At 71.7% G+C, this 25,778-nt stretch carries 21 protein-coding genes; 14 read left to right on the top strand and 7 right to left on the bottom strand.

What is annotated here, in order from left to right; all coding sequences use genetic code 11:
• Positions 1-284 precede the first annotated feature (284 nt).
• The gene (locus ABZX96_RS03595) at positions 285-1,010 is read right to left on the bottom strand and encodes a dienelactone hydrolase family protein (protein WP_355537154.1); all 726 of its coding nucleotides are present in this window, start codon (positions 1,008-1,010) and stop codon (positions 285-287) included.
• A 1,149-nt stretch (positions 1,011-2,159) separates the two neighbouring features.
• Here ABZX96_RS03595 and ABZX96_RS03600 point away from each other — a divergent pair.
• Both ABZX96_RS03600 and ABZX96_RS03605 read left to right on the top strand, forming a co-directional pair.
• On the top strand, positions 2,160-3,173 hold the full coding sequence (locus tag ABZX96_RS03600) for a hypothetical protein (protein WP_355537157.1): 1,014 nt from the start codon (positions 2,160-2,162) through the stop codon (positions 3,171-3,173).
• 466 nt (positions 3,174-3,639) lie between these two features.
• Entirely contained in the window at positions 3,640-4,629 is a 990-nt protein-coding gene (locus ABZX96_RS03605; RefSeq protein ID WP_355537160.1) for a terpene synthase family protein, read from the top strand.
• A 126-nt stretch (positions 4,630-4,755) separates the two neighbouring features.
• Here the strand turns inward: ABZX96_RS03605 and ABZX96_RS03610 are convergent, their stop codons facing one another.
• Positions 4,756-6,342, bottom strand: coding sequence for a methyltransferase domain-containing protein (locus ABZX96_RS03610; RefSeq protein ID WP_355537164.1), 1,587 nt, complete (start codon positions 6,340-6,342; stop codon positions 4,756-4,758).
• A gap of 94 nt (positions 6,343-6,436) precedes the next feature.
• Here ABZX96_RS03610 and ABZX96_RS03615 point away from each other — a divergent pair, with 94 nt between their 5' ends.
• Positions 6,437-7,228: a hypothetical protein gene (locus ABZX96_RS03615; RefSeq protein WP_355537167.1), complete on the top strand. Its 792-nt coding sequence runs from the start codon at positions 6,437-6,439 to the stop codon at positions 7,226-7,228.
• A 102-nt stretch (positions 7,229-7,330) separates the two neighbouring features.
• On the opposite strand, the gene ABZX96_RS03620 is transcribed toward ABZX96_RS03615, so the two are convergent.
• Complete coding sequence (locus tag ABZX96_RS03620; protein WP_355537170.1) at positions 7,331-8,131, bottom strand: methyltransferase domain-containing protein; 801 nt, start codon at positions 8,129-8,131, stop codon at positions 7,331-7,333.
• 318 nt (positions 8,132-8,449) lie between these two features.
• On the opposite strand from ABZX96_RS03620, the gene ABZX96_RS03625 reads away from it, so the two are divergent.
• Positions 8,450-9,727: a glutamate--cysteine ligase gene (locus tag ABZX96_RS03625; protein ID WP_355537173.1), complete on the top strand. Its 1,278-nt coding sequence runs from the start codon at positions 8,450-8,452 to the stop codon at positions 9,725-9,727.
• 148 nt (positions 9,728-9,875) lie between these two features.
• Here the strand turns inward: ABZX96_RS03625 and ABZX96_RS03630 are convergent, their stop codons facing one another.
• On the bottom strand, positions 9,876-10,778 hold the full coding sequence (locus tag ABZX96_RS03630) for a LysR family transcriptional regulator (protein WP_355537176.1): 903 nt from the start codon (positions 10,776-10,778) through the stop codon (positions 9,876-9,878).
• 174 nt (positions 10,779-10,952) lie between these two features.
• Between ABZX96_RS03630 and ABZX96_RS03635 the strand changes: the two genes are divergently transcribed.
• On the top strand, positions 10,953-11,954 hold the full coding sequence (locus ABZX96_RS03635) for an NADP-dependent oxidoreductase (protein ID WP_355537179.1): 1,002 nt from the start codon (positions 10,953-10,955) through the stop codon (positions 11,952-11,954).
• A gap of 80 nt (positions 11,955-12,034) precedes the next feature.
• Here the strand turns inward: ABZX96_RS03635 and ABZX96_RS03640 are convergent, their stop codons facing one another.
• Together ABZX96_RS03640 and ABZX96_RS03645 are read right to left on the bottom strand one after the other, a co-directional pair.
• Positions 12,035-13,180, bottom strand: a complete 1,146-nt coding sequence (locus ABZX96_RS03640; protein WP_355537182.1) for a hypothetical protein — start codon at positions 13,178-13,180, stop codon at positions 12,035-12,037.
• Positions 13,181-13,480: 300 nt separating this feature from the next.
• The gene (locus tag ABZX96_RS03645; RefSeq protein WP_355537185.1) at positions 13,481-14,671 is read right to left on the bottom strand and encodes a cytochrome P450; all 1,191 of its coding nucleotides are present in this window, start codon (positions 14,669-14,671) and stop codon (positions 13,481-13,483) included.
• Between the two features lie 199 nt (positions 14,672-14,870).
• Between ABZX96_RS03645 and ABZX96_RS03650 the strand changes: the two genes are divergently transcribed.
• From ABZX96_RS03650 to ABZX96_RS03685, 8 genes are all read left to right on the top strand, one after another.
• On the top strand, positions 14,871-15,530 hold the full coding sequence (locus ABZX96_RS03650) for a helix-turn-helix domain-containing protein (protein WP_355537188.1): 660 nt from the start codon (positions 14,871-14,873) through the stop codon (positions 15,528-15,530).
• 166 nt (positions 15,531-15,696) lie between these two features.
• Positions 15,697-16,671 carry a tetratricopeptide repeat protein gene (locus tag ABZX96_RS03655; RefSeq protein ID WP_355537191.1) on the top strand — a complete coding sequence of 325 codons (975 nt, stop codon included), beginning with the start codon at positions 15,697-15,699 and terminating at the stop codon, positions 16,669-16,671.
• A gap of 350 nt (positions 16,672-17,021) precedes the next feature.
• Entirely contained in the window at positions 17,022-17,294 is a 273-nt protein-coding gene (locus tag ABZX96_RS03660) for a 2Fe-2S iron-sulfur cluster binding domain-containing protein (RefSeq protein ID WP_355537194.1), read from the top strand.
• 504 nt (positions 17,295-17,798) lie between these two features.
• The gene (locus ABZX96_RS03665; protein ID WP_355537197.1) at positions 17,799-19,094 is read left to right on the top strand and encodes a cytochrome P450; all 1,296 of its coding nucleotides are present in this window, start codon (positions 17,799-17,801) and stop codon (positions 19,092-19,094) included.
• Positions 19,095-19,295: 201 nt separating this feature from the next.
• Positions 19,296-20,522 carry a cytochrome P450 gene (locus tag ABZX96_RS03670; RefSeq protein WP_355537200.1) on the top strand — a complete coding sequence of 409 codons (1,227 nt, stop codon included), beginning with the start codon at positions 19,296-19,298 and terminating at the stop codon, positions 20,520-20,522.
• 470 nt (positions 20,523-20,992) lie between these two features.
• Positions 20,993-21,706, top strand: coding sequence for a tRNA-dependent cyclodipeptide synthase (locus tag ABZX96_RS03675; protein WP_355537203.1), 714 nt, complete (start codon positions 20,993-20,995; stop codon positions 21,704-21,706).
• Between the two features lie 41 nt (positions 21,707-21,747).
• Positions 21,748-22,998: a cytochrome P450 gene (locus tag ABZX96_RS03680; protein ID WP_355537206.1), complete on the top strand. Its 1,251-nt coding sequence runs from the start codon at positions 21,748-21,750 to the stop codon at positions 22,996-22,998.
• Positions 22,995-23,660 carry a class I SAM-dependent methyltransferase gene (locus ABZX96_RS03685; RefSeq protein ID WP_355537209.1) on the top strand — a complete coding sequence of 222 codons (666 nt, stop codon included), beginning with the start codon at positions 22,995-22,997 and terminating at the stop codon, positions 23,658-23,660. The genes ABZX96_RS03680 and ABZX96_RS03685 overlap by 4 nt, the downstream gene beginning before the upstream one ends.
• A gap of 296 nt (positions 23,661-23,956) precedes the next feature.
• Here the strand turns inward: ABZX96_RS03685 and ABZX96_RS03690 are convergent, their stop codons facing one another.
• Positions 23,957-24,295 carry a hypothetical protein gene (locus ABZX96_RS03690; RefSeq protein WP_355537212.1) on the bottom strand — a complete coding sequence of 113 codons (339 nt, stop codon included), beginning with the start codon at positions 24,293-24,295 and terminating at the stop codon, positions 23,957-23,959.
• 454 nt (positions 24,296-24,749) lie between these two features.
• Between ABZX96_RS03690 and ABZX96_RS03695 the strand changes: the two genes are divergently transcribed.
• The gene (locus ABZX96_RS03695; RefSeq protein ID WP_355537215.1) at positions 24,750-25,694 is read left to right on the top strand and encodes a class I SAM-dependent methyltransferase; all 945 of its coding nucleotides are present in this window, start codon (positions 24,750-24,752) and stop codon (positions 25,692-25,694) included.
• The last annotated feature ends 84 nt before the right edge of the window (positions 25,695-25,778 follow it).

Here is a 25,778-nt window from a genome sequence, read left to right on the forward strand (position 1 = left end):
GGAACCGACCGCACAACTGATCCGGAGCCGACCGCACGACTGAACAGAGACGACCGCGCGACCGCACCAGTTGTCCTGGGGCCGTGCGGGTCCTCGGGGCTCCGTGCCGGTCCCTCCGCCGCCGTGTCAGGGCGGCGACAGCGTCGAGGGAGGTGACGAGGACGCTGCCGAGGGAGGCGACGAGGACGGTGACGAGGACGGTGACGAGGGAGGTGCCGAGGGAGGTGCCGAGGGAGGTGCCGAGGACTACGGCGACGATGGCAGCTCCGGCGCTCCGCCCTCGCTCACTCCGTCACGGGCAGGCACTCGGCCAGCAGGCCGACGATGTCGCGCCAGGCACGCTGCGCGTGCAGTGGGTGATAGCCGATACCGGAGCGCACGGTCTGGTCGACCGGTGGGTGGTGGAAGGCGTGCAGGGCGCCGCCGTAGACCACGAGGCGCCAGTCGACGCCCGCGGCCTGCATCTCGGCGGCGAAGGCGTCCCGTTGCTCGGCGGGCATGATCGGGTCCTCCGATCCGACCCCGGCCCACACGGGGCAACGGATGTGCGCCGCCTCGCCCGGTCGGCCCGTGGTCAGCGCGTTGATCGTCCCGATCGCCTGGAGGTTGACGCCGGCGCGCCCGAGTTCCAGCGCGATGGCGCCCCCGGTGCCGTAGCCGATGGCGGCGATCCGGTCGGGGTCGGTCCGCGGTTCGGCGCGCAGCACGTCGAGCGCGGCACCGCCTATGTCCCGCATCCGGTCGGGATCGGCGAGCAGTGGCATGCAGCGGGCCAGCATCTCCTGCGGGTCGGTGAACCAGCGTCCGCCGTGGAGATCGAAGGCAAGCGCCACATAGCCCAGTTCGGCGAGGGCATCGGCCCGGCGGCGCTGGAAGTCGTTCAGGCCCGGCCCCTCGGGCCCGATCAGGACTGCGGGCCGGCGGTCGGCACCGGCCGGGAGCGCGAGGTGCCCGATCATCGTGAGGCCGTCGGCCGGGTATTCGACCGTACGTGTGGTGACTGTCGTCATGAGACCGGACTGTAGTGACGGCCGGGCCCGGTCGGGCCGGTCTTCACTGTCGGCGGAACAGCGCGGGTGCGGGCCCATGGGCGGGCACTGGGACATCTGAAAGGCGTACGGGCCATGGGGCAGGGGCGCTGGTGCCCCTACGCGAAAGCGATGCCTCTGAGCGTGGTTTCCCTGTGGGCGGGGCGAATCGCGGAGGCTGTGGTGGAGGGCGTCCCATAATGACACCGGTCCTGGCGTTCTGCTGGGTGGTCCGCGGCCGGATCGAGGCGCGGATGTTCCGCGGCGCACCCAGGTACGGATTCCTGCGGTGGACGCGGAGTTCGGCACGCGCATGCGGATTTTTCCCAGCGGAATACGGTCCGGTCCGACCGGCGATCGGACGCGCGGGACACGCTGTGCCGGAATGCCGTGTGGACGGGGGACAGGGCCGATGCCGAAACGTGGCCGGGTGCCGGTTCGGGACATGCTGGTGGGCTTGGTGGTGGTATTCGGCGTCGTGGGGTGTGCCGGTTCCGGTGCGCACAGTAATCCCGGTGGTGATGAGACGGGGAATCATTCGCCGAGCGTCGCGTCCCACACGTCCGACACGTCCGACGCCGGGCGCACGCAGCCCGCCGGTGATCCCGGTGTGCCGCCGGTGGGCGGGTCGTCCGTTGGCGGTGGTGGAAAGGGCCAAGGCGCCGGTGCCGTGCCCGACCCCGCGTACAGCCCGACGTCGGAAAGCGGAATTCCCACCGGGTCACGGGCAGAGAACACGGGAAAGGACGGGCCGGGGCTCACTCCGGAAACGCCGGCCCTGCCGAATCCCACCTCTCCGTCTCCTTCCGAGCCCTCTACCGATCAGAGCACCCTTGGCGGCGGCCCGGGTCTCGTTCCCAAGCCGCCGAGCAGCACCGAACCGGCGCCTTCCTCTTCGTCCGGGTGAGGTGTGCGCGAGCCTTCTGCCGACTCGGTCGTTGTGTGCGGAATTCCTGCTCCGAAAGGGCCGTACGTCTTGCGGAAAAGGTCGTACGTCTTTCGGGAAAGGCCGTATGCCTTGCGAAAGGGCCGTACGCCCCCGGCCGTTCCGTCGGCGTCCGTTGACGTCATTCCTTCGCCGGCCGTCGCACCGCCGGTCGGCGACCACCGATCCGCAGGTCCGAGGCAGCCATGCCCGAAGCCGAGACGCCAGGCGTCCGCCCAGCCCGTCCGTGGTTCCGGCCGAGGCGCCCACGGCCGCGGAGCCGCGCGGGCGAGGCCCGTTCCCAGCATCCCCCGGCCGCCGCGGCCGAGAACGGCCGACCGGACGGCGCGACGCCCACGACGCCCCCTTCCCCCGCACCACCATCCTCTTCGGCGGGGCGTGGTCTGGAACTGGCCAACACGGTCTTCGGCGGGGGTTCCTTCGCGCTCGCCTTGATGCTCTACGCGGGGCTTCTCAACAGCGCCGCGTATTACGCGTACTTCCACATCGACACGCTCGCCATCGGATTCGACCCCATCGAATTGGCGTTGACGAGCCTGCGGTTGGTGACCCTCCCGGTGCTGACGATCCTGGCTCTGATCGTCTTCGTGGCGCAATTCCTCAGATTGCTGTCCTCGCTGAACGATTCGTCGTGGGTCGTGCGAAGTCTGTGGTGGACGTGGCGGACGATGACCAGGGCCCACCTCGTCATCGTGGGCGTGGGCACGATCCTCTTGCTGGAGTGGAACCGTATCCGTCCCTTCGAATGGTCCGCGCCTCTGCTGATCGCTTGCGGACTGTTTCTCGGGCAGAGCGCCGGGAACGCGCGGGCCGCGGCGCGAGGGAAATTCTGGGCGCGAACGGCGCCTCTCACGGTCGCGGGCCTCTTCCTGATCTGGATGATCGCTCTGTTGGCCGGTCAACTCGGACGGGAGCAGGCCGTCGAAGACGCCGCGCATCTCGACCGGCGTGTCGAAGTGGTCGTCCTGAGCACGGACCGGCTGAGCATCACCGGACCACCGGGATTGGGCACGGCGGAGGACCTCGGCAAGGGCAAGCATTACCGCTATCGCTACACCGGCCTGCGGCTCCTGGTGGAACGACAGGACCGGTATTTCCTGTTGCCGTCGGGCTTCAATCGTGACCGGGACCCCACTTATGTCGTCCAGGACGATGACAGCGTCCGTATCGAGTTGTATCCGGGGGCACGGGGGCGGTGAGGCGGAAAGGGTTAGAGAAAGAAGAGAAAGGGGGAAAGGGGCACGGCCTTTTCGGCTGGCTGTTGTGGGTGGGGGAGCGCAAACGGCCCGGAGCGGAATCGGGCCCCGAACGCGGACGGCCGGGTTCCCCCGCCCCGCTCGTCACCGCGTCGGACGTCCTCACCGTCGGCCGGAGCACCCCAGGCGCACCCGGGCCTCGGCGACGGCCTGGCCCCCGACCCGGCAGAGCACCCCAACCGCGTCGCACGCTCACGGACGCTCCGGCCGTCCCGGACGCCCCCGACCACCCCGGCCGCCCCGGCCACCCCGGCCACTGCGCGAAGCCCTCGCCCCCAGAGTGCAGGCGTCCCGGCATTGGGCTGGGTGACTCCTCGATGTGCGGGCCCGGCGGCATCACCCCATAGTGGGGCAGATCACCATGGGTCGTATCGATGCGGCCCCTGCGGCCCCCGAGGAGGAGAACGTGATGTCTTCTGGCTGTGCGGCATCGAGTGCGGTGCAGCAGGTCGAGCTGCGCCTGAACGACACGAAGCTGCCGATCGCCGTCCGGCATCCGGATTACGAGCGGCTGCACGCCGACTACGCCGATTGGTACGACGAGCAGGCGGCTCTGCTCGGGGGAGGAGCGGCCTTCGAGACCTCCAACCTCGGAGACCGGACGAACCTCACCGCTCGGCTCTTTCCCTATCCGTCCTACGCGCGGCTGAAGGATGTCTCCGTCTTCCTCTCCACGGCGGCTTGGTTCGATGACGCGTTCGATGACGCATCGAGTGAGGTGCTGTCCTCCTATGTGGCCGTGGCGCGTCAGGAGCAGGCCCCGGACGCCACCGCCGAGTTGCGGCTGTGGGACAACTGCATGACGCAGGCCCGGGAAGCGCTGCCGGTCAGGCTGTGGGGACGGGTGGCGGACGGGATCGCGGACTGGCTCGGGTGCATTGCCCAGCCTCCGGAGGAGAAGAAGTTCGGGGACCTGGAGGAATATCTCTCCTGGCGGCGGCCGGACCTCGCCTTCGGCTGCTGGGCGGCGTTGGTGGAGCATTCCGTCGGTGGCAACCTGTCGCGGCTGACCGGAACCGACGAGTTGGAGCGGTTCCACACCGCCTGTTTCGAATTCGCCGCGTTGGTCAACGACCTCGTTTCCTACCGCAAGGAACTCCTCGAAGGCGACGAGGTGAACGCCATCGCCGTGCTCAGACGCGGCGGCGCGGACCTCCAAGAGGCCGTGGACATGGTGTGCGAGCGGATCAACCGGGCCGAGAGCGCGTTCTGGGACCTCGGCCGCGACCTGCGCGCCCGATGGCCCGGCGCCGAAGACGTGCCCGCCTTCCTGGAGGCGTGGAAATACAACCTCGGCGGCTACCTGTCCTGGTGCCTGCACTCGCCCCGCTACCACGGGGAGGGCTACTACTGGGACGGATCCCTCCCCACCCGCATGGCCCTGCCCGTCACCACCTGACGACCCACCACGGAACCGGGGAACGCGCGGGACGGGCGGCGCCGACGGGCGTCAGCCCGCCCCGCGCGGACGAGTGTCAGCCCATCCCGCGCGGACGAGTGTCAGCCCATCCCGCGCGGACAAGCGTCAGCCCATCCCGCGCGGGCGGGCGACCAGGATCACCCCGTCATCGGTGAACCGGTCGCCGCCCTCGGCGAAGTGCTCCCGCAGGGCGGGCAGCAGTGCCTGGCGCAGCCCCGCCAGTCGGGGATGACCGGTGTCCCAGAAGCCGCTCAGCACCTCGGCGGCAGCCCGGGCCTTCGCCTCCGCGCCCTCCTCGGGGAAGAGCACGTCGATCCGGGCCCGGGTGAAGGAGACGTCCCGGAAACCGCGGCGCGCCAGGACGCGGGCGGCCCGGGTCAGGAGGTGGCCCTGGTGGTCGGGCGGTTCGCCGGTCAGTGCGGCGCAGTTCCGGTTCCACAGGGCGATGAGCTCGTTGTCGGGGGCGCCCTGGACGAGGACGACCTTCGCCTCCGGGTGCGTGGGATCGACGACGCGGGCCATCTCCGCCACCGCGGCGTCGGGGTCGTCGGTGTAGTGCAGCACCCATGTGGCCACCGCGGCGTCGAACGCGCCGTCCGCCACGGGCAGCCCCTCGGCGCGGCCGGGCAGCACGGTCACCCCGTGTCCGCGCAGGGATTGGAGCGTCGCGGCGCGTGCGGCGTCGGGCTCGACCGTGACGCACGCGCCCAGGCGGCCGGCGATGGCCCGGACGACGGCGCCGCTGCCCCCGCCGACGTCCAGGACCCGTTCGTTGCCGGTCAGCGCGTCGACGACCGGTGCGATGTCGTGCCGCTGGAAGCGGGCCTCCATGGCCGACCAGCCGGTGCCGGTCAGCTCGTGCCGCCCCCGGTACGCCTCGGGCTGGGGGTAGGGGCCGGTCAGGGCGTGGGCGGGCACGTCCGGCCCGCCCGGCTTCACGGCGTACAGGAAGAGATGCTTGGGCGCGTCCACGTCGGAAGCACTGGTCCGTTCGTGGACATGGATGACCTCCAGGCCCGCATCGCGCAGCAGACGGGGATAGGTGGCAGCCGGGTGGCCGGTGGCGGCCTGGGTTGCCTGCCCCGTCCAGGGGACCTCGGCCTCCTCCGCGTCGGGAGGCGCGGTGGCGAACGCGTCGGGAGGCGCGGTGGCGAACGCGTCGGGAGGCGCGGTGGCGAACGCGTCGGAAGGCGCGGTGGCGAACGCGTCGGAAGGCGCCGTGGCGAAGACGAACAGTCCCCCCGGCACCAGCCATTGGCCGATTCGGGCCAGGGTCGCCTCGATGTCCGCCCGCGTCATCCGCGACAGGGAGAAGAACGCCGTGACCGCGTCCCACGGACCAAGACCGTCGGCCAGCTCGCGGATACCGGCCGGCTCACGGATGTCCACCCGCTCGAACCGGGCCGCCGGGACCTGGGCGCGGGCCAGCCGCACCATCGTCTCCGACACATCGCAGCCCGTGACCCGGTGCCCGCCCGCGGCCAGCCGCTCCGCGGTCGGCCGCCCGGTGCCCGACCCCACGTCCAGCACCCTCGCCCCGTCCGGCAGGCGGGCCAGCAGCCAGTCGATCGCGGCGAGCTGTTCCGGCAGGTGCCCGTAGGCGTCCTCGTGTTTCTTCCCGAGGTTGTCGAACGGGCGGGCGGCTCGTGCGGTCTGATCGGCCGAGGAGGTGACATCGGTATGGGCGGCCATGGCGAACGGCTTCCCTTCGGGAAGGCGGAAATCCCACCAAAGGTTACATTGGACGGGTTTATGGCCATGTAAAGCGAAGGGAGAGTCGCCCGCCATGCCCGATTCCGACGAGCCGGGGCACGACGGCTACTTCGCCTTCCGCGACCGGCTCCTCGGCCCGCTGCGCACCACCATCCTCAGCGCGGAGCAGCTGTGCCAGGCCGGCCGCCTCATCTACGGCGACCCGCGCGGCCTGAGCCTGTACGGCGTCTGCGCCCCCGACATGGCCGCCGGAGGGATCACGCTGCTGGGGCGCACCGCCATCGAGTGCTCGGTCGACGCGTACACCGCCTCCGTCGCCGACGCCCTCGCCGGCCTGCGGACCGCCGAGGCCCCCGCAGGGCCGCAGCCGACGGAGCCGGTGATCGTGGACTTGTTCTGCGGCTCCGGCAACTTCGGCCACCACCTCGGCGTGCGCTTCTCCCATCCCGTCCACGCCGCCGAACTCGACCCCGCCGTCTACCGGACCGCCCGCAACAACCTCGACCGCGTCGGCTCCCCGGTCTCCCTCCACCTGGTCGACTACCGCGACCTCCTCGGCAAGCTCCCCGCCCGCAGCACCCACGACATCTACATCGTCGAACCGCCCTGGGGCCCCGCCTTCACCGCCCACGGCCTCGACCTGACGCGCACCTCACCGCCGGTGCCGGACATCCTCCGCGACATCCGCCGATCCCGCGACGGCCTCCCCTGCCACATCGTCATCAAGACCAACGACCACATCGCCCGGGACTCCCTCCACCGCACCTTCACCGACGCCACCCACCTGCACACCCACACTCCCGCGCCGTCCCTGCCCTACGGCGCCAACATGCGCTTTCACCTCTACCGCCTCGGTGACGGATGATCCGGGCGTCAGGTTCGACAGCCGCGCGAAGAGCACGGCATGGCGCGAAGAGCACGGTGTGGCGTGGTGGCGACGGCAGGCGAGCGAACCGTCGAGGTGGGTTCAGCGAGTGGCGAGGACGATCAGGAAGGGCGAGTCGTCGTGGTAGGGAAGCGTGTCGTCCCAGCCCCCGTACGAGCGCGCATCGGTGAAGCCGGCCGTCCGGCACAAGGCGGCGAACTCCTCGGCGTGATAGATCCGCACGTCGTAGGGGGTGGTGGTGCGCTGGTGGCCGCCGGCGTCGGTGAGCGTCCACTGCCCCTCCTCGCGCATCGTCCCCTCGTTCAGGCGACGGCGGATGGTCAGCGTCCCTCCGCCTGCCAGCGGCCGGGTCTCCTCGGCCGGGATGCGGCCGGTGAGCAGAGCGGGAACGGTGACCATGGTGTGCATCAGGAAACGACCGCCTGGCTTGAGACAGCGGACGAAACCACGCAGGACCTCCAAGTCCTCCTCGGGTGAGAAGAACCCGAAGGAGTAGAAGAGGTTGACCACGGCGTCCATGGGCTCCAGCGGCGGCAGGTCACGCATGTCGGCGTGCCGGAAGTCCAGCGAGGAGCACCCCCGACCGGCCGACCGGGCGGTCCGCAGGAACCGGCGGTTGATGTCCACCCCGGTCACCCGCAGGCCGTGCCGGGCCAGCGCGACGCTGTGGCGCCCGTAACCGCAGGGGCAGTCCAGTACGCGGTCCCCGGGGCTCAGTCCGCACAGCCGGATGACGCCGGACGCCTCCTGCTCGGTGCGGGCGTCGTTGCCGCGATCGCCGGCGAAGAACGTGTGCAAGGAGTGGTCGGCTTCCCGGTACAGGTCGCCGAAGAATCCGCCGTCCTCATGCCACCAGGGCACCTGCTGCCGCACGCTCGTCACAACCGACCCCTGCCCGCGCCGTCCCGGGTTCTGCCGCGACCACCATCCCCCACGCCGCGCGGGCTCGCCCGCCCCGCCACCTGCGACGCGGGATTGCCCACCCGAGTGGAGCAGCCCGGCGGGCCGGTCTCCCCGCGGCGGCGGACACTACCGACGAAGCCCCGCCCGCACGGCCCCGTCCGACGGAGAGAACACGGGCTCATCCGACCGGCAGAAACCGACCGGCAGAAACCGACGGACAATCCGACCGGCAGAAACCGACCGGAGATCCCGACCGACAGCATCCGACCGGCAGAAAAGGGAGGCAGCTCTCCTGTGATGTCCATCGGCGGTGAGGTGGCGACGGATGGGGGGTCGGCGGATCGGGGGTCGATGGGCGAGGTGTCGATGGGTGGGGCCTCGTCGGGTGGGCGGTCGACGGACGAGGTTTCGTCGGATGCGGTCTCGTCGGATGCGGCCTCGTCGGGTGAGGTCTCGACGCTCGGCGTGGAGGAGGAGTTCTTCCTCGTGGATCCGGACAGCGGTGCCGTGGTCGCGGCCGGTTCCCGCGTCGTCCGGCGGGCTCGGGAGGCGCTGGGTGATCTGGTCTCGGGGGAGTTCACCGAGTACCAGGTCGAAGGCAAGACACCACCGTGTGCCACTCCGGGCGAGGTCGAAGGGCATCTGCTCCGTGTCCGCACGCATCTGGCGGCGGCGGCACGCGAGGAGGGCCTGCGCATCGTCGCTTCGGGTACGCCGGTCATCGAACCCGGCGGCCCGGTACCCGTCCGGGACGACCCCCGGTACCGCCTCGGCACGCTCGCCTACCGAGCCATGGCCGACGACTTCGCGCTGTCCGCCCTCCACGTCCACGTGCACCTGCCCGACCGCGAGCACGCCATCCTCGTCGGCAACCATCTGCGCCCCTGGCTGCCCCTGCTGGTCGCCATCGCCGCCAATTCGCCCTTCTGGCGGCACCGCGACACGGGCTACGCCAGTTGGCGCACCGTCGTCGCCGCCCAGTGGCCGCAGGCCGGGCCGCCGCCCTACCTCGCGGGCGCCGACGCCTACGATGCCCTGGCGGCGGCGCTGCACGAAACCGGGGCCACCGTCGACGCGGGCACCTTGTTCTGGGACGTACGTCCCAGCGCGCACCTGCCCACCATCGAAATCCGGCTGATGGACGCCACCACCGATCCCCGCGACGCGGCGGCCTTCTCCGCTCTGGTCCGTGCGATGGTCCACACCGCCCATGCCCGTGTGCGGCGCGGCGACCCCGGACCGGCACTGTGCGACGGCCTGCTGCGCGCCGCCTACTGGCGAGCCGCGCGGGACGGCTTGAGCGGCCACATTCCGCACCCGGAAACCGGCCGCCTGATTCCCACCGGCCGTCTGGCCCGGGAGCTGGCCCACCGGTTGCGCCCCGCCCTGGAGCGGCACGGCGACTGGGCGACGGTCACGGCCGCGACGGACCGCCTGACCACCCACGGTGGCGGTGCCGAACGTCAACGCACCGCCTACGCCCGCCGCGGCAGCCTCCACGACGTCGTCCGTCACTTGTGCCGTCACACGATTCGGGCTCACGCCGACAACGGTCGGACCACCGTCTCACCCTGAACACGGACCGACAGACGGGCTTCCCGACCCGTCAACCGGGCTCCCCGACCCACCAACCGGGTCTGCCGACCCGTCAACCGGGCTTCCCGACCCGTCAACCGATGCGGCTCCCCCCTGTGCCGCGGCTCGGGAAGGGCCGCACAGCGGGTCAGCGCACGGCCTGTTCGGCGCCGGTCCACGCGGGGGCGGCCGACCGGAGTTCGCGGATCAGTGCCCGCACCGCCGCCGATTCGGCGGCCTCGGGCGTGGTCACGTAGCCGACGCCGCGCCGGGGCGGTTCCGGTGCCAGCGGGGTGACGGCGATACCGGCGGGCGCGCCGGCCAGCGTCAGCATGGGCATGATCGACATGCCCATGCCGCGGGCGATCATCGACAGCACCACGGTGTCGTCCTCGACCCGGATCGTGGCCGGTGGGATCCAGTCCTGGCCGGACCACCAGTCCCGGGTGTAGGAGCCGCAGTTCTCGTCCCAGTCGATCAACGGCAGCGTCCGCGGATCGACGTGGGCGGGGCCCACCGGATGCGCCAGCGCGTACGGCTCCTCGAAGAGCCGGGCGCCGACGAGGCCGGGCGGCGGGCCCGACGCGTCCAGCGTGGCGATGCCGAGATCGGCCCGCCCGTCGGCGACCTCCCCCGCGGTGCCCCGGTCGATCTCCCGTACGATCCGCACCTCGGGTGCCAGGCCCGGGTGCCGGCCCGTCAGCCGCTCCAGCACGGTGGGCAGCAGGTGGGCCGCGGCGCTGCGGAACGCCGCGATGCGCAGCGGGCCGGCGAGCACGCCGTCGTCCGCGCCGCGCACCTCGTTCCCCATCGTCTCCATCAGCCGGACGATCCGCCGCGCGTAGGCGACCGCCCGGGTGCCCGCGGCGGTCGGGCGGGCGCCGTGCCGTCCCCGGTCGAAGAGCACGGCGCCGAGCTTGCGTTCGCAGGTCCGTACGGCGTGGGAGACGGCGGACTGGGTCATGCCCAGGTTCACCGCCGCCGCGGTGAAGCCGCGCTCCCGCTCGACGGCGATCAGGATGCGCAGCTCATGGAGGGCGAGGTCGCTCATGCGGCGCAAGTATTCCATGAGCGAGATTCATGGAAAGCCCGCTTCCATCGATGGAAGCCCCTGCCCACGGCGACGACCGCTCTCTACGGTGAATACCGCGGCCGGTGATCACCCGCATACCGCCGCACCCGCACCCCTCCCTTCCCACCCCTCCCTTCCCACCCAGGAGTCCACGTGCCCGGCACGGCCGCCCGCCTCGTCCACCAGATCTCCCGCCCCGACGGCTTCCCGACCGCCGCGGACTTCGCCTACGTCGAGGAGACCGTCCCGGACCCCGCCCCGGGCCAGGCACTGGTGGAGAACCTCTACCTCTCCGTCGACCCGTACATGAGGGAACTGATGGACACCGGCTGGGAGCTGCGCGCGCCGCTGGAGGGCCGCTCGGTCGGCCGCGTCGTCGCCTCCCGCGCGCCGGGCCTGCCTGAAGGAGCCCTCGTCTTCCATCGCAAGGGGTGGCGCACCCATGCCCTTGTGACGCCGGACGAGGTCCGCGTGCTGCCCGACCACCGGGGCGTGCCCGCGCGCTCCTACCTCGGCGTCCTCGGCGGCACGGGCCTGACCGCCTACGTCGCGCTCACCCGCACGGCGCGCCTCCAACCAGGCGAGAGCGTCTTCATCTCCGCGGCGGCGGGCGGCGTGGGCACCGCGGCGGGCCAGTTCGCCCGGCTGCTGGGCGCGGGCCGCGTCGTCGGCAGCGCCGGTTCGCCGGCCAAGGTCCGGCGCCTGACCGAGGAGTGGGGCTTCGACGCGGCCTTCGACTACCACGACGGCCCGGTCGGCGACCTCCTGGCCAAGGCGGCCCCGGACGGCATCGACGTCTACCTCGACAACGTGGGCGGCGACCACCTGGAAGGCGCCATCCAAGGACTCCGCGAATTCGGCCGGATCGCCTGGATCGGCGCGATCGCGCAGTACAACAGCGCCCAGCCGCCCGCCGCGCCCCGCAACCTCTACGACATCGTCGAGAAGAGCCTGCGCCTGGAGGGCGTCCTCGTCCGCAACCACCGCGACGCGCAGAGCGAACTGGAGGACTTCCTCGTCCCCCACCTCCAGGCGGGCCGCGTCGTGGACGCGCAGACGGTGGTAGACGGCTTCGAAGGCGCGGTGGACGCGTTCCTCGGCATGCTGGGCGGCGCCAACAGCGGCAAGATGATCGTGCGGGTGGGGGCGGAGTAGCGGTCCGGGAGGGTGGCCGTATCTCGGACTGTGACCGGCACCGGGCGTACGGCGGTCCCGAAGCCTCGGCCGGTCCGCGCTCAGCCTCCGGAAGAGCGCTGCTCCCGGGCAGGCCGCCCGGTGGGGGCCGCGTGCACCCCCGGTGCCGGGACCCGCCACAAAGCCGTCGGCCGGTCCGCGCTCCCCGGGTGCGACTCGAAGGCGATCCAGCGGCCGTCGGGCGACCAGCTCGGCGCCCCGTCGTACGTACCGCGTTCGCGCGTCACCCGCACCGGCGCGCCGCCCCCGTCCACCGGCAGGACGAAGATCTTCGGCAGGTCGAGCCCGCCCGAGGTGGAGGAGAAGACCACCGACCTGCCGTCCGGCGACCAGCTCGCGTCCGTGTGCTCGCCCTCCACCGTGGTCAGCCTGCGGACGCCGCTGCCGTCGGCGTTCATCACGTACAGCGCCCAGGTTTCGCTGCCGAGTTCCCGCCGCTGGAAGACGAGCCGGTCGCCGCGCGGCGACCAGTTGGGTTCACGGTTGTCCGTACGGCCGGCGGGCCCGTCGACCAGCCGTACCTGCTCCGTGCCGTCCCGCCTGACCTTCCACAGGGAACCGAGCGCCGTACGGTCCGCGAGCGCCGCCCGCGCGTCCGGGTCCTCCCGCTGCACGCTCTCCTGGAAGACGATCCACTCCCCGTCGGGCGAGAAGCTCGGCTCCAAATACCCCGAATCCCCCTCGTGATCGGTCACCCGAAGCGGTCGGCCGCCCGGCGTGAGCACCCAGATCTCGTCCCGTCCCGCCCGGTCGGAGGCGAACGCCACCCCCGCCGACGGCCGCCAGCTCGAACCGGGCAGGTTCACCGCCGCCTGGTCGTCCTCGTCCAGCAAGTCACGGGGGCGGCCGGTCCGCCCTTCCAGCGGCAGTACGCGCAGTGCGGCGGCGCCCTCGTTGTAGCCGCCGTGGAAGGCCGTGAACAGCAGGGATTTCCCGTCGGGGGAGAAGGCCGGATTCTGCGCGCTGCCGGTGCCCCGCTCCCGGTGGAGCAGTTCGGCCCCGTCCGCCCGCACCTCCTGCGGCTTCGCGGGCGGCGGGGCGGCCGGGCTCGGTGACCCGGACGGGCGTGACGGACGGTTCGGCGGCTGCTTGTCCTCGTCGTTCCCACCACCGTCGGCACACGCCGTCAGCGCCAGGATTCCGGCAGCCAGCCCGCCCGCGAACTTTCCTCGTCTGCGCATTCGCATGGAGGCACGCTAAGTACGTCAACTGGCGCGCCTCAAGAGGGATTTGAGGCTGTGCGGTCGGGTGCTCGGCGGGCCCGGCCTCCCGCCGTCGGCCTTCTCGCGGTCGCCGGGAGGGGTGCGTCATCCTCCCTCCGCCCCCTCGGCGGACGATGTCGGTGGCGTCGGTGGCGTCGGTGGCGTCGGTGACACCAGCGGCGTCGGCGACACGGAGGCCTGAGCGGCCGTTGAGCGGAACGGGTCGCCGGCTGAGCGGCCGTTGAGCGGCCGGATCGCCGGCGACCGCACGTCACCGATGCGCGTTCACACGTCCCAGGTGACCGGGAGGCTCTTGACCCCGAAGATGTCCGCGCTCTCCGGGCGCAGGGCGACCTCTTCGGCCGGTACGGCCAGGCGCAGCGTCGGGAAGCGGCTGAGGAGTGCGGTGAACGCGACCCGCATCTCGACGCGGGCCAGTTGCTGGCCCAGGCACTGGTGGATGCCGTGGCCGAAGGCCAGGTGCCCGCCGTTCTGCCGTCGGATGTCGAGCGCGTGGGGGTCGGGGAAGCGCGCGGGGTCGTGGTTGGCGGCGTGCAACGACAGGGCGACCGTCGTGCCGGCCTTGATGGTCTGGCCGCCCAGCTCGACGTCCTCCAGCGCCGTCCTCCAGAACTGCTTGGCGACGCTCAGGTACCGCAGCAGCTCCTCCACGGCACGGTCGGCGAGCGCGGGTTCGGCACGCAGCGTGGCGAGCTGCTCCGGGTTCTGCAGCAGTGCGAAGGTGCCCAGCGCCAGCATGTTCGTGGTGGTGTCGAGCCCGGCCGCCAGCAGGACCAGGCTGATGCCCTTCAGCTCCTCGTCGGTCAGGTCGCTGTCGGTGAGTTCGCTGAGCACGTCGTCGGTGGGGTTCGCGCGCTTGGCGGCCACCAGCTCCGCGAGGTAGTTCTGGACCCCGGTGTAGGCCGCTATCAGGTCCTCGTCGCTCGTCTCCCCGCTCATGAACGAGTCGACCTGCTCCTGGAACGAGCCGCGGTCCTCGTACGGCACTCCCAGCAGCTCGCAGATGATGATGGCGGGGATGGGCCGGGCGAACGCGGTCACCAGGTCCGTCGGCGGCCCGGTCTTCTCCATGGCGTCCAGGCAGTCGGCGGTGACCTGCTCGACGCGCTCGGTGAGCAGACGCATCCGCCGCACGGTGAACTTGCCCATCAGCGGCTTCCGGTAGCGCCGGTGCTGGGGGTCGTCCATGAGGACGAACTCGCCGGGCGGCGCCGGGGGAATCTCGAAGTCGACCACGTTCATGAGCTCCTTGCGCGAGCTGAACCGCGGGTCGGCCAGGACCGACCTGACCAGGTCGAAGCCGGTGATCATCCATCCGGGTTTCCCGCCGGGGTGGATGTAGTGGCTGATGGAGCCGTGCCGGTGGGCGTCGAGGAGCTCTGCCGGCGGGTTGAAGGGGCAGCCGGACGGGCGCGTCGCGGGGAGGGCCGGGACGGTGTGGACGGACTCACTCATGGTCGCTTCCTCATCTCACGATATTACGCGTTCGGTTCTGCTTGAAAGCTACGTTGCGTTCAGGATCGCGTCAATCGTCTAAAGCCCATAACTGCTGGTCAGTTGCGGTAAATCGGTGCAATGACGCTGCGCTCAAATGCAATGTCGCGTTGCAATGAATGGCGGTGAAGGCAATACTGACGGCATGCCAGGAGGACGGTTGACCCAACAGGACCGCCAGCGCATCGCGACTGGACTCACCGAGGGACTTTCCTACGCCGAGATCGCCAGGCGGCTCGACCGGCCGACCTCGACGATCAGCCGGGAGATCGCACGCAACGGCGGCCCCGCCCGCTACCGGCCCAGGCGGGCACACCAGGCCACGGTCCAACGGGCGCGGCGCGGCACACCGGCGCCCCCACGCGCGGCCGGTACGCCGGGCAGCGCGATGGAAGACGAGATCGTCGAACTGGCGGTGATGTCGGGACTGCCGAGGATGACGGCGCGCGTGCACGTCGACCTGCTGCTGTCCGCGAACGGCAGGCGCACCGCGGCCGAGCTGACCCGCAGGCTGAAGGTCAGCCCGGCCTCCGTCTCGGTGGCCGTGAACTTCCTGGTCGAGCACGGGTATGTCCGGCGCGAGCGCGATCCGCGGCGGCGTCGGGACGTGTACGTCGTCGACGACGACGCCTGGTACCACTCGATCGTGATCAGCGGGCGGCAGACCCTCGCGTCGGCCCGGGCCGCGATGGCGGCGGCACAGACGCTCGGACCCGACAGCCCCGTGGGGCAACGGCTGGCCAGGGCGGGGACGTTCTTGGAGCGGGTCATCTCGGACATGGTGGAGTCGGCCGACCGCTGGCGGTCCCTGCTGAGGTGACGGGGTTCGGCTCTGAGGTGACGGGGTCCGGCCGCGTCATGGCGCTGCGTTGGGGCGACGCGTCGTCCGGCTGGGGGTGTGTGATCCGGCTGGGGGTGCGTGGTTCCTTGCTGTCCCCTGCGGTGTCCCGTGTGGTCTCTTGTAAGGAATGGGTGGAGTGTGTGGAGTGACAAGAAACCGACTGCGAAAAGCCGCCGCCAATGGTGACGGCAAGGCCGCACTGCAACTCGCCGACATGCTCGTGGACGACCACAGGGAAGAGGAGGCGGTCGGGATATTACGCTCCTGTGCCGCCGCCGGAGGAAAGGAAGTGGCTCTCGCCCTCGCCGACATCCTCGGCGTCAGCGGCGACGAGGACTACGAGAAGGAGGCGGAAACCTGGTATCGCGTCGCCGTCGAAGAGGGAATCGACGGCGCGTTGAACGACTACGGCGTCTTTCTGTCGATGCTGGACGACCGGAGCGAGGGCGCCGAACGCCTGCTGCTCCAGGCCGCTCATTCCGGTGACACGCTGGCATACGGCAACCTGGGCAAGCTGTATCAGGATCAGGAGCGGTACACCGAGGCATTGCCCTGGCTCCGCGAAAGCCTGGCCGCCGGACATGCCACCATCCTGCCTTTCCTCGCGCAGGTCGAGACCGAGCTGGGAGACGGCGAGTCCGCCTGGAAGCACGTGCGGGAGGCCATGCGGCATGACCGGGAGGGGGCCTCCCTCACCTGTGCCCGGTACCTGGTGAAATTCGGTGACCGCCATCCCGAGCTGAGCGCCGAGGAGATGTTTCGCCAGGCCGTCGAATGGGACGGTGACGCGCACTTCTTCTTCGCCAACTGGCTCGTGGACGAAGGGCGTTACGGAGAGGCGGAAATCCAGTACCGATTGACGATCGACCACGGCGAGGTCAACGCCCACCTGAATCTCGCCAATCTCTTGGAGGACACGGGCCGGTTGCTGGAAGCGCAGGTCGAGCTGCGCGCCGGTATAAAGGCCGGAGACGCGTGGTCGGCCGTCGCGCTCGCGTACATTCTGGCGGACGCGGGAATGCGGAACGATATGCCGGCCGTCATCAGGCAGGCCGAGCAACTCGGCTGCTCGCGGGAAGACCTGGCGAGTCTCTGGAGGGCGTATCACGCCCTCCCCTGAAAAGGCGGCACTTGGAGTGTTGTGAGCCATCGATTCCCGGCGTCTGTCTTCATCTCCGGGAACCGGGATGCCGTGCGTCGATGCCGGTGACCGGCCGAGGGCGGCCACCGCACGACCTTCGGAAGCCCACGCGACGACCCCGATGATCGCCCGGTGGCCGTAGCCGTTCCTGGCCGGGTCCGTCGGGAGACCTCGGAGTCGGGGCGGGCTCCCAACCGGCCGATCGGTTTCGAGAGCGACGACCGTCGAGGAGGACGGAGCGTTCCTCGGCACCGCCGTCATCCCACCCCACCGCCGTCATCCCACCCGGCGAGACGCTGCTCGGCGCCGGGCCGGAGGCGGGGCCGCCGATGCCGTACTCCCGCACCGTCGGCAACTGGGGCGAATGCCTGGTCCGCCTCCGCGCCGGACAGGTGCGGACGAGCCGACCGAACTGCCTGACGCAGCGACAGCGAGCCGACGGCTATGTCCTGGCGTGCGTCAGCGAGCCGACGGCTATGTCCTGGCGTGCGTCAGCGAGCCGACGGCCACGTCCTGGCATGCGTCAGTCGGCCGACTTCGGAGGTCACCGTCGACATCGCCGAGGAGTGACGCGCCCGGCAGCGGTGCTGGGTGGGCGCTAGTGGGCCCGTCACCGACCGACGGCCGGGGGCTGTGGCGGGGGCAGCCCGGTGCCGAACTCCACGGTCCGCCGGGCTCGTCACCGACCGACAGGCGGGGCGCCCGGCGAGACGGAGGCCCGGTGCGACCTCCACCCTCCCGAGTGCTCGACCAGCCAGGCCCCCCGCCCGTCCCCCGTGCTCGACCAGCCAGGCCCCTGCCGCCCGCCTGACCCGCGCGGGGGAGCGGAATCCCCTACGCCATCGGGGCGAGGCCGAGGTTTCCTCGCGCCGCAGGAAAGGACACCGTCCCGCGGGGCCGCGCCGTGCGGGCGGGGCGGGGGCGAGAGAGCTGGACCTGTGAGGCGACAGGCGCGGCCCCGATCAGGCCGCTGTCCGGGGTCGAGGCGTGACAGCGGGCGGGGGCGGGGGGACGCTGGCCTCATCGATCCGGGGCCGCGGAGGCACGCGCGGGAGAACGCGCTGTGGGCGGGGCCCGGACCGGTTAGGTACGGGGGAGGAACGACCATGGGGGCGTCGGCCGGCGGCATGGACGAACGGCCGCCCCGGCCGCGCGCAGGCGTCACAGCGCCGGACGAACGGCCGCCCCTGCCTCCCCATCCGCTTCAGCCGCGCCTCGACGCGACGGCGCGGCGCGGGCGGCGGCACCGGTCGCGCGCCGAGGCGGCGTGGCGCCGTGACCCGCTGGGGTGTCTGGAGGCGGAGTTCGACGCCGATCGGGACGTGTGGCGCTCCGCGTCGGGGCGCCTGTTCGTGACGGGGCCGGAGGCGGCGCGCGAGGTCATGGGCAACAGCCGGGGCCTGTTCGTCGAGACGTCCGACTTCTTCCACACCCGCTACGGGGTCTTCGGCCCCCGGACCGCGCAACGGGAGATCGGCCGCAACGCCCGCGAGCTGCTGCGCCGCCGCTTCGACGCCACCCGGGCCGACCTGCCGCGCCTGGTCGGGGACCGGCTGGTACCGGTGAGCGACTGGCCGGACGCGGGCAACCTGCTCGTCCGCGAACACCTCGGCGAGACGCTGCTGTGCCCTGACACGTCGGCGCGGCTGCGTCTGGCCGTCGACGGCGTCATCGACCGCGCGGTACGGGCGGGCGCGCGCGACCGGCACACGGCGCTCGCGCGGCTGCTGTTCCGCCACACCGTCATGCGCGCCCTGATCGCGGAGATCCGGGCGCGCCGCGCGGCCGGTACGGACGGTGCGCCGCGCGACCTGCTCGACGTGGTCGTCACCGGCGGCGGCCCGGCGGCGGATCCGGCCGAACTCGCCGAGGTCTACCTCTCCTTCCTCTTCGCCACCGTCGGCTCGATCGGCTTCGCCCTCGGCTGGTCGCTCTACCTCGTGGGCACGCACCCCGGCACCGAGGACGAGGAGCCGGAGCGGATCGTCCGGGAGGCGCTGCGGCTGTGGCCGGTCGCCTGGCTCTTCGCCCGTTCGCCGAACGCCGTGCACGACCTGGCCGGGGTCACGGTCGGCCCGCAGGACGAGATCGCGGTGTGTTCGTACCTCGTCCACCGTCATCCGCGCCACTGGGACCGGCCGGACGCGTTCGTGCCGTCCCGGTGGGCGGAGCCCGTTCACGACCCGGCGTTCCTGCCGTTCGGGTACGGGCCCCACACCTGCGCGGGCGCGACCGTGACCATGACGCTCCTCCAGGACCTGGTGCGGGTCCTCACCCGCGACTGGCACCTGTCGGTCGGCGGCGAGGGGTACGCCCCGCAGGTCGGCCCCGCGCTGGCTCCGCCACGGTTCACCGTGCGGCTGACGCGGCGCACCGATACGCCGAAGGGAGGTGAAGGGTGAACAGCATGAGGAAGATCTACCGTTCCGCGAAGTCGGCCCTCAACATCCGGGCCAGCTACGGCGGGCTGCACAACTTCTGGTACCTCTACCACCACATTTAAACCGTCCGGCCGGGGAGCCGCCCGCCACGGCCGGCTCCCCGCACGGCGTGAGGCGCGACACGCGGCGTAAGCGGCGACACACGGCGTGAGGGGCGACGCCATGACCACACCGGACCACCCCACCGACTTCCTGCACCACCTGCGGGAGCGCAGCGCGGCCGAGGGCGGGATCTTCTGGATCGAGGACGACCTGCTGGCCGTCTTCGAGCCGGACGCGGCCCGCCGGATCAGCGCCGAGAACTGGCACGGCTTCGTCATGCCCGACCGCTTCCTCGACACCGTCCGGCGGCGCCGCAGCGCGGAGGTGCCGTGGACCCGCGTCCGCACGGAGTGGCTCACCCAACTGCACGCCCTCGCCACCGCCGAGCACCACGCGGCCCTGATCACCCGCATGGAACGGATCATCGACGCGCGCCTCGGCGACGACGTCGATCTGGTCCTGCTCGCGCAGGACGTCTCCGTGCTGTCCCTGCTGCCCGTCGCCCTCGCGGGCCTCACCCCCCGCGAGACCTCCTGGATCGCCCAGGACCTCGACCAGAAACTGATGCGGCTGATCGACCGCCACCCCGGCGGCGGGCTGCGCCACCGCCTGCACTTCGCCGCCGTGCAGATGCGGGCCGGGTTCGTCGTGCGGCGGGTCCTGCGGCAGCGCGCCTCGGGCCGCCGGCCGCGCGAGAACGACCTCGCGGACCCCTTCGTGGACCTGCTGCCGGAGCTCGGCATGGACCGCGCGCTGGACGTGGTCACCACGGTCCTCACCGCGATCGGCGGCCCGCCCGGATCGGCGGTGGCGAGCGTGCTCTACGAACTCGTCCGCCGTCCGGAGTGGGCGGACCGGGTGGCCGCCGAACTGCGCGCCGTGGACGTGGAGGAGTTCCGCGCCGCCCCGGTCAAAGCGGCACCGCTCACGCACCGCTTCGTCAAAGAGGTGCTGCGGATGTGGAGCCCGCCGCTGCTGCTCATGCGCCGCTCGCGCGGCACGTTCGACCTGGGCGCCACCAGGCTGGAGGAAGGGTGCGGCTACCTCCTGAGCCCCCACATGATCCATCGCGATCAACGGTTCTGGCGCGACGCCGACACCTTCGACCCCGACCGCTTCCTGCCCGGCGCGCCGCACGGCCCCGCCGGCCGGGGCTCGTACGTACCGTTCGGCTGGGCCCCCAAACGGTGCGTCGGCGCCGACCTCGGCACCGTCCAACTGATGGCGCTGTGCCACCTGATGAGCACCCGCTACTGCCTCACCGTGCCGGACGCCGAGACGGTCACCATGGCCTGCCGTTTCGCACCCGTGCCGCAGGATTTCCACGGGCGGCTCGTTCTGCGGTAGCCGCGCCCGGGTCGGCCCGGCTCGCACCGGGCGGGCCCCAGCCGTCCGCCCTCCAGCCCCAGCCGTCCGCCGTCCAGCCCCAGCCTTCCGCCCCAGCCGCCCGGCAGCCGGGCCGAACCGCGCCGCACCGCGCCACGCCGCGCCCTCCGGGCCCCCGCCCCCGCCCCCGCCCCCGCCCTCGACCGGCCGGGTGATCCTCGGTAAGCCGGATGAACGGCGGCCGGACGCGGCGCGCGGCCTCGGCAGGGAGCGGTACCAGGGGGGCGGTACCAGGGGCGTCTTCGGGAGAGGCCCGTACCAGGCCGGGAGTGGCCCGTATCAGGCCGGGAGAGGCTCGTACCAGGCGAGGACAGCCCGAGTCCCCTTTCGGCAATTACCCGACATCACTCCATCCAGGGCATTGTTGATATTTACGTCACCCATCGTGGGATATCTGCAACGCACGTTCGTAGAGGTGACTGCGAGGAGCCATGGTTCCCCCCAGCGGGCTGCCGCCCCTGACCGAGCACGGTGTGGACGTCCTCCCTTTCGGGACACACAGCCCCGGCATTCTTCAGCGGGGGGATCACGCGCTGTTCGGAGTGAGTACGGGCAACAGCTATTTCAGCCGACGGCGTCTGGCCAGGGCGATGGCGTGGGCGGCAGAACGCTTTGGCGTCGTGGATCTCGTGCACGCCGATGTCGCCTTGGAGGCGACGCTGGAGGCCTTCGGTTACGAGCGCCCGGCGGCCCGCAAGAGCGCGACCAAGCAGCTCCGCGGGGTACGCCGACGCATCGAGGGCGCCCTTGAGGACATCGGCCCGGCCGCCGGGAGGGTACGGGTGCGGCCACTGTCCGCCTTCCTCGACCAGCCCGGATACCGGGAGGTGCGGGAACGGGCGCGGGCCGCCCTGCGGACCGACGCGGAACTGCGCTCCGTCCGGGACGGCATGGCCCACCAGTTCCTCGCCAAACGGCTGCGGCCCGGCGCCTCGCCCGCTCCCGCGCAGGTGCGGGCGGCGCTGGATTACGTCGACGCGGAGCTGCCGTTCTTCGTCGACACCCCGCACATCCTGGGCGTCGCCTCGTCCGTCCACTGCTACCACACCGTTCTCGCGCTGGGCCGGCTGCTGTTCGGCGAGCGCCCGGCGGGGCTGCGCCCGGCCGACACCCAGGGCTACGCCATCGTCGCCTGCCGCGACTGATCCCCCGTAGGGCCGAGAGGCCGCAGAAGAAAGCAGACGCCATGACCTTCACACCGTCCATGACCTCCACGACACCCGTTCCCGAACCCGACGTCGTCCCCTACGCGCCGGTGCGGTGGCCGCTGTCCCGGCGGGGCGACGTCGTGCCCGAGGAGTGCGCGTGGCTGCGCCGGGAGAGCCCGGTCGCCCGCATCCGGACGCTCACCGGCGACGACGCCTGGCTGGTCACCGGCTACGCGCCGGCCCGGCAGGTCCTGGAGGACGAGCGGTTCAGCCTGCGCGACACCGCGGCCCCCGACATGCCGCGCCAGTACGCCCTGACGATCCCGCCGGAGGTCGTCAACACCATGGGCAACGTCAACAGCGCCGGGCTCCACCAGGAGGTGCTGCGCGCCTTCGGGCCCCGGACCGGGCCGGCGTCCGCGGAGTGGATGTCCCGGCGGGCGCACGAACTGGTCGACGCCATGGTGGAGGAGGGCCCGCCGGTGGATCTGCGGGAGCGGTTCGCCGAGCCGTACTCCGCCGCCCTGGTCTGCGAGGTGCTCGGCCTGCCGTACCAGGAGGGGCTGCGGCTGATGTCGGGCCTGGACCTGGGCTTCGTCACCAGTCCCGTGGTGTACGAGGGCTGCACCGCCAACTGGGACAAGGACTACGCCTTCGTCCTCCGGCAGGTGCGCGCCGACCGGGACACCCAGCGCGGCCTGATCCGGCGGCTGTGCGAGCTGCGGGACGATCCGCGGCGCGACGGCGGCGGCCTGACCGACGAGATGATCGCCGCCACGGTCACCTCCCTGTTCGGGGCCGGTGCCATGAGTACCTACGTGTTCCTGTTGCACGCCGTGCTGACCCTGGTCCGGCACCCGGAGGCGATGGACCACCTGCGGGAACACCCCGAGGCGATGCCGCAGGCGGTGGAGGAGCTGATGCGCTGCACCCTGTCGATCGGCGACGGGCTGCCGCGCATCGCCCGGGCCGACGTCCAGGTCGGCGACATCCTGGTGCGGGCCGGGGAACTCGTCCTCGTCTGTGTGGAGGGCGCCAACTTCGACCCGGAACAGTTCCCCGACCCCGAGCGGTTCGACCTCGACCGCGCGCCCAACCCGCACCTGTCCTTCGGGGCCGGCCGCCACTTCTGCCCCGCCTCCGCGATCTCCCGCGTCCACGCGGCCGAAGCGCTTGCCGTCCTCGTCGAGCGGCTGCCAGGGCTGCGCCTGGCACTGCCCGTCGACCAGCTCTCCTGGCGCACGGGCAACATCAAGCGCGTCCCGGAAAGGCTCCCGGTCCTGTGGTGATCTCCCCGGAAAGCGTCGAGGTCGCCCGCTTCTTCGACTACCTCGGCATGAAGTACGAGCACGCCTTCGCCGACCGGAAACAGGACCAGATCGACGCCGTGGAGCACCTCGCGCGCCGCCTGGGCCCCGGCGCGCGCGTCCTGGACGTGGGGTGCGCGACCGGGCGGCCCACCGCCGAGCAACTGTGTGCCGCGGGCCTGGACGTCACCGGCATCGACGTCTCCGAGGTCATGCTGTCCCACGCACGGCGGCAGGTGCCCCAGGGGCGCTTCGTCCTGGCCGACCTCTTCGCCGACGACACCGACCTCGGGACGTACGACGCCGTCGTGTCCCTGTTCTGCCTCGTCAACCTGCCCGAACCCCGCTTCGTCGACGGCCTGCGCCGGCTCGCGGCCCACACCCGCCCCGGCGGCACCGTGCTGGTGGCCGTGCCGGAGTTCTCCGGCACCAAGGACGAACCGTTCATGCAACGGACCTACCGCCCGCTGCGCTGCCTCAGTGAGGACGTCCACCGGTACGGCCGACTGGCCGGCCTGCGGGTCGAAGACGTGCAGGTCCGCCCCGAGCCCGCCGCATCGCAACAGACACCGCGCAACAACCTGTTCCTGTGGGCGAGAACTCCGGCGTCCGCGCCCGACGCGGCCCCGGCCCCTGGAGGCTGAACCGGGCGGTGGGTGGCGCGGGCCGGAGGGGTGGCCGGGACTTTGGTCGTGGTGCAGACCGACCGCCAACGACGGGCGACGAACGACTGGTGACTGGTGACTGGTGACTGGTGACTGGTGACTGGTGACGAGCGAGTTGGCGACGAACGACGGGCGAGCGTTCGCGTTACGGGTGACGGGCAGCGGGTGCCGGGACCCGCTTTCCCCGACACGCGCACCGATGCGAACACGTGTCGGCGTGCCGACCCGCGATGGGCAGATCGGCACGCCGTGAGCGTCCTCGGCCGGCAGAGCGGTCAGGTCTGTGAAACCTGCTGGCAGTTGTCGCCCTTGACCCACAGGGAGCCTTCGGCCCAGCCGGACCGGCAGCGGTAGGCGGCCTTGGCCCCCTGGCCGGTGATCACGAAGTCGGACAGCGGACCCCAGTGCTGGGTGTTGCACTGTTGCCCGAAGACGCTGGACGACTCCCCGGACACCCGGGCGCACGCGATGACCTCGCCCGCCCGCGTCGCCGGTGCGTCGTGCGGTGCGGCGGTGGCGAGGGCCGCCGGTGCGGCGGCTACCAAGAGGGCCGCGAACGCGCCGACGATGACAGTCCTGACGGCCTTGCGGTGCGCTGGCCTGATTGCGGTCATGTCTCTCCTTGGAATCGATCGAATGCCGGAGACATCCGGATGTCTGAGTGCCGACGCCTGTGGCTGTCGGTGGTCCGGAGCGATGCCAACCCGGGATGGGTGCCAAGCCGGGCAAGCCGGGTTGGACGCCGACCCAGGTCGGATGACGGCCCAGGTCGGCCGTGCGTGATGATTCCCCGACAAATCACCTTGGAATGCGCACATCAACCGAACGAAGGAGTCATGGGACCTGAGGCTGATTACGGTTCGATGGCCGCCGCGACGCGCCGGGAGAGACAGCCGTCTCGTACGCGGGCGAGCCGCCTGAAGCTCCAGCAGCCCTGCGCGAATACGGGTGATTCAGAGACATTTTCTGCGATGTGGGGTGTCCGGTGTCCCGGAACCGGGGACGAACCGATCGGTGCGGACGCGCGGTTCCGGAACGCGCGGGGGCCGATCCACCAGGAAGGTGTTCATGACGCCGAAGACGATGCACGACGAGGTCCACACCTGGTACGGGCCCGGGGACCTGAGCTCGTTGCCCACGTTCGCCGGAGGATTCATCAATTTCGGCCGCTGGGAGGGCATCGACCTGGACCGGCCGCTGACGGTCGCGGACCGCGTCCACAGCCAGCGGGAGCTGTACCGCCACGTTCTGGGAACCCTGGGGGAGCCGGAAGCCCTAGGGGAGCCGGGAGGCTCGGGAGCCCTACTGGAGCCGGAAGCCCCGGAAGCCCTGGGAGCCCCGGGGGAGCCGTCCGGTGGCCGGGTGCTGGAGGTCGGCTGCGGCCTGGGGCTCGGGTGCGCGCTGGCGGCTGAGGAGTTCGGCTTCCGCGAGGTCACCGGCATGGACATCCACCCGCAGCAACTGGAGCGGGCCCGCCGGAGCAACGCCGCCCTGCTGGCCGCGCGGCCACCCCGGCTGCGCTTCGCGCCCGGCGCCGCCGAGCGGATGCCGTTCGCGAACGGGGAGTTCGACGGGCTCTACACCGTCGAGGCCGCGCAGCATTTCCGTGACCTGCCGGCGTTCGCCCGGGAAGCGGCGCGGGTGCTGCGGCCGGGCGGCCGGGCGGTGGTGACGAGTTTCTTCGTCCCCGACGGCCGACCGGACCCCGCCGCGCGACTGGCCGGGATGCTGGCCAGTTTCGCCTCCGGGCTCGACGTCGCCCACCCGATCGGGCACCTGACCGACGCCCTGGAAGGCGCGGGCCTGACCGCCGTACGGGTCACCTCGATCGGCGCGTCGGTATGGCCGGGCCTGGACCGCTGGCTCTCCGGCCTGCGCCCCGCCCCGACCTGGCCGCGCAACTTCCTGCGGGCCTACGAACTGGGACTGCTGGACTACTTCACGGTCACGGCCACCCGGCAGCCTTCTCCGGCCCGTCCTGCCGGGTCGCCCGGCCGCTACCCGTCCCGCTGACGCGGCACGACCGCGGGGCTCCGTCTTCGAAGGGCGCCGCCCGGGGGCGCGCTCAGGGGCGCGGTGCCGGGTGACCTCCGTGGG

This window comes from Streptomyces sp. NPDC003077 (genome assembly GCF_040611095.1).
Taxonomy (GTDB): Bacteria; Actinomycetota; Actinomycetes; order Streptomycetales; family Streptomycetaceae; genus Streptomyces.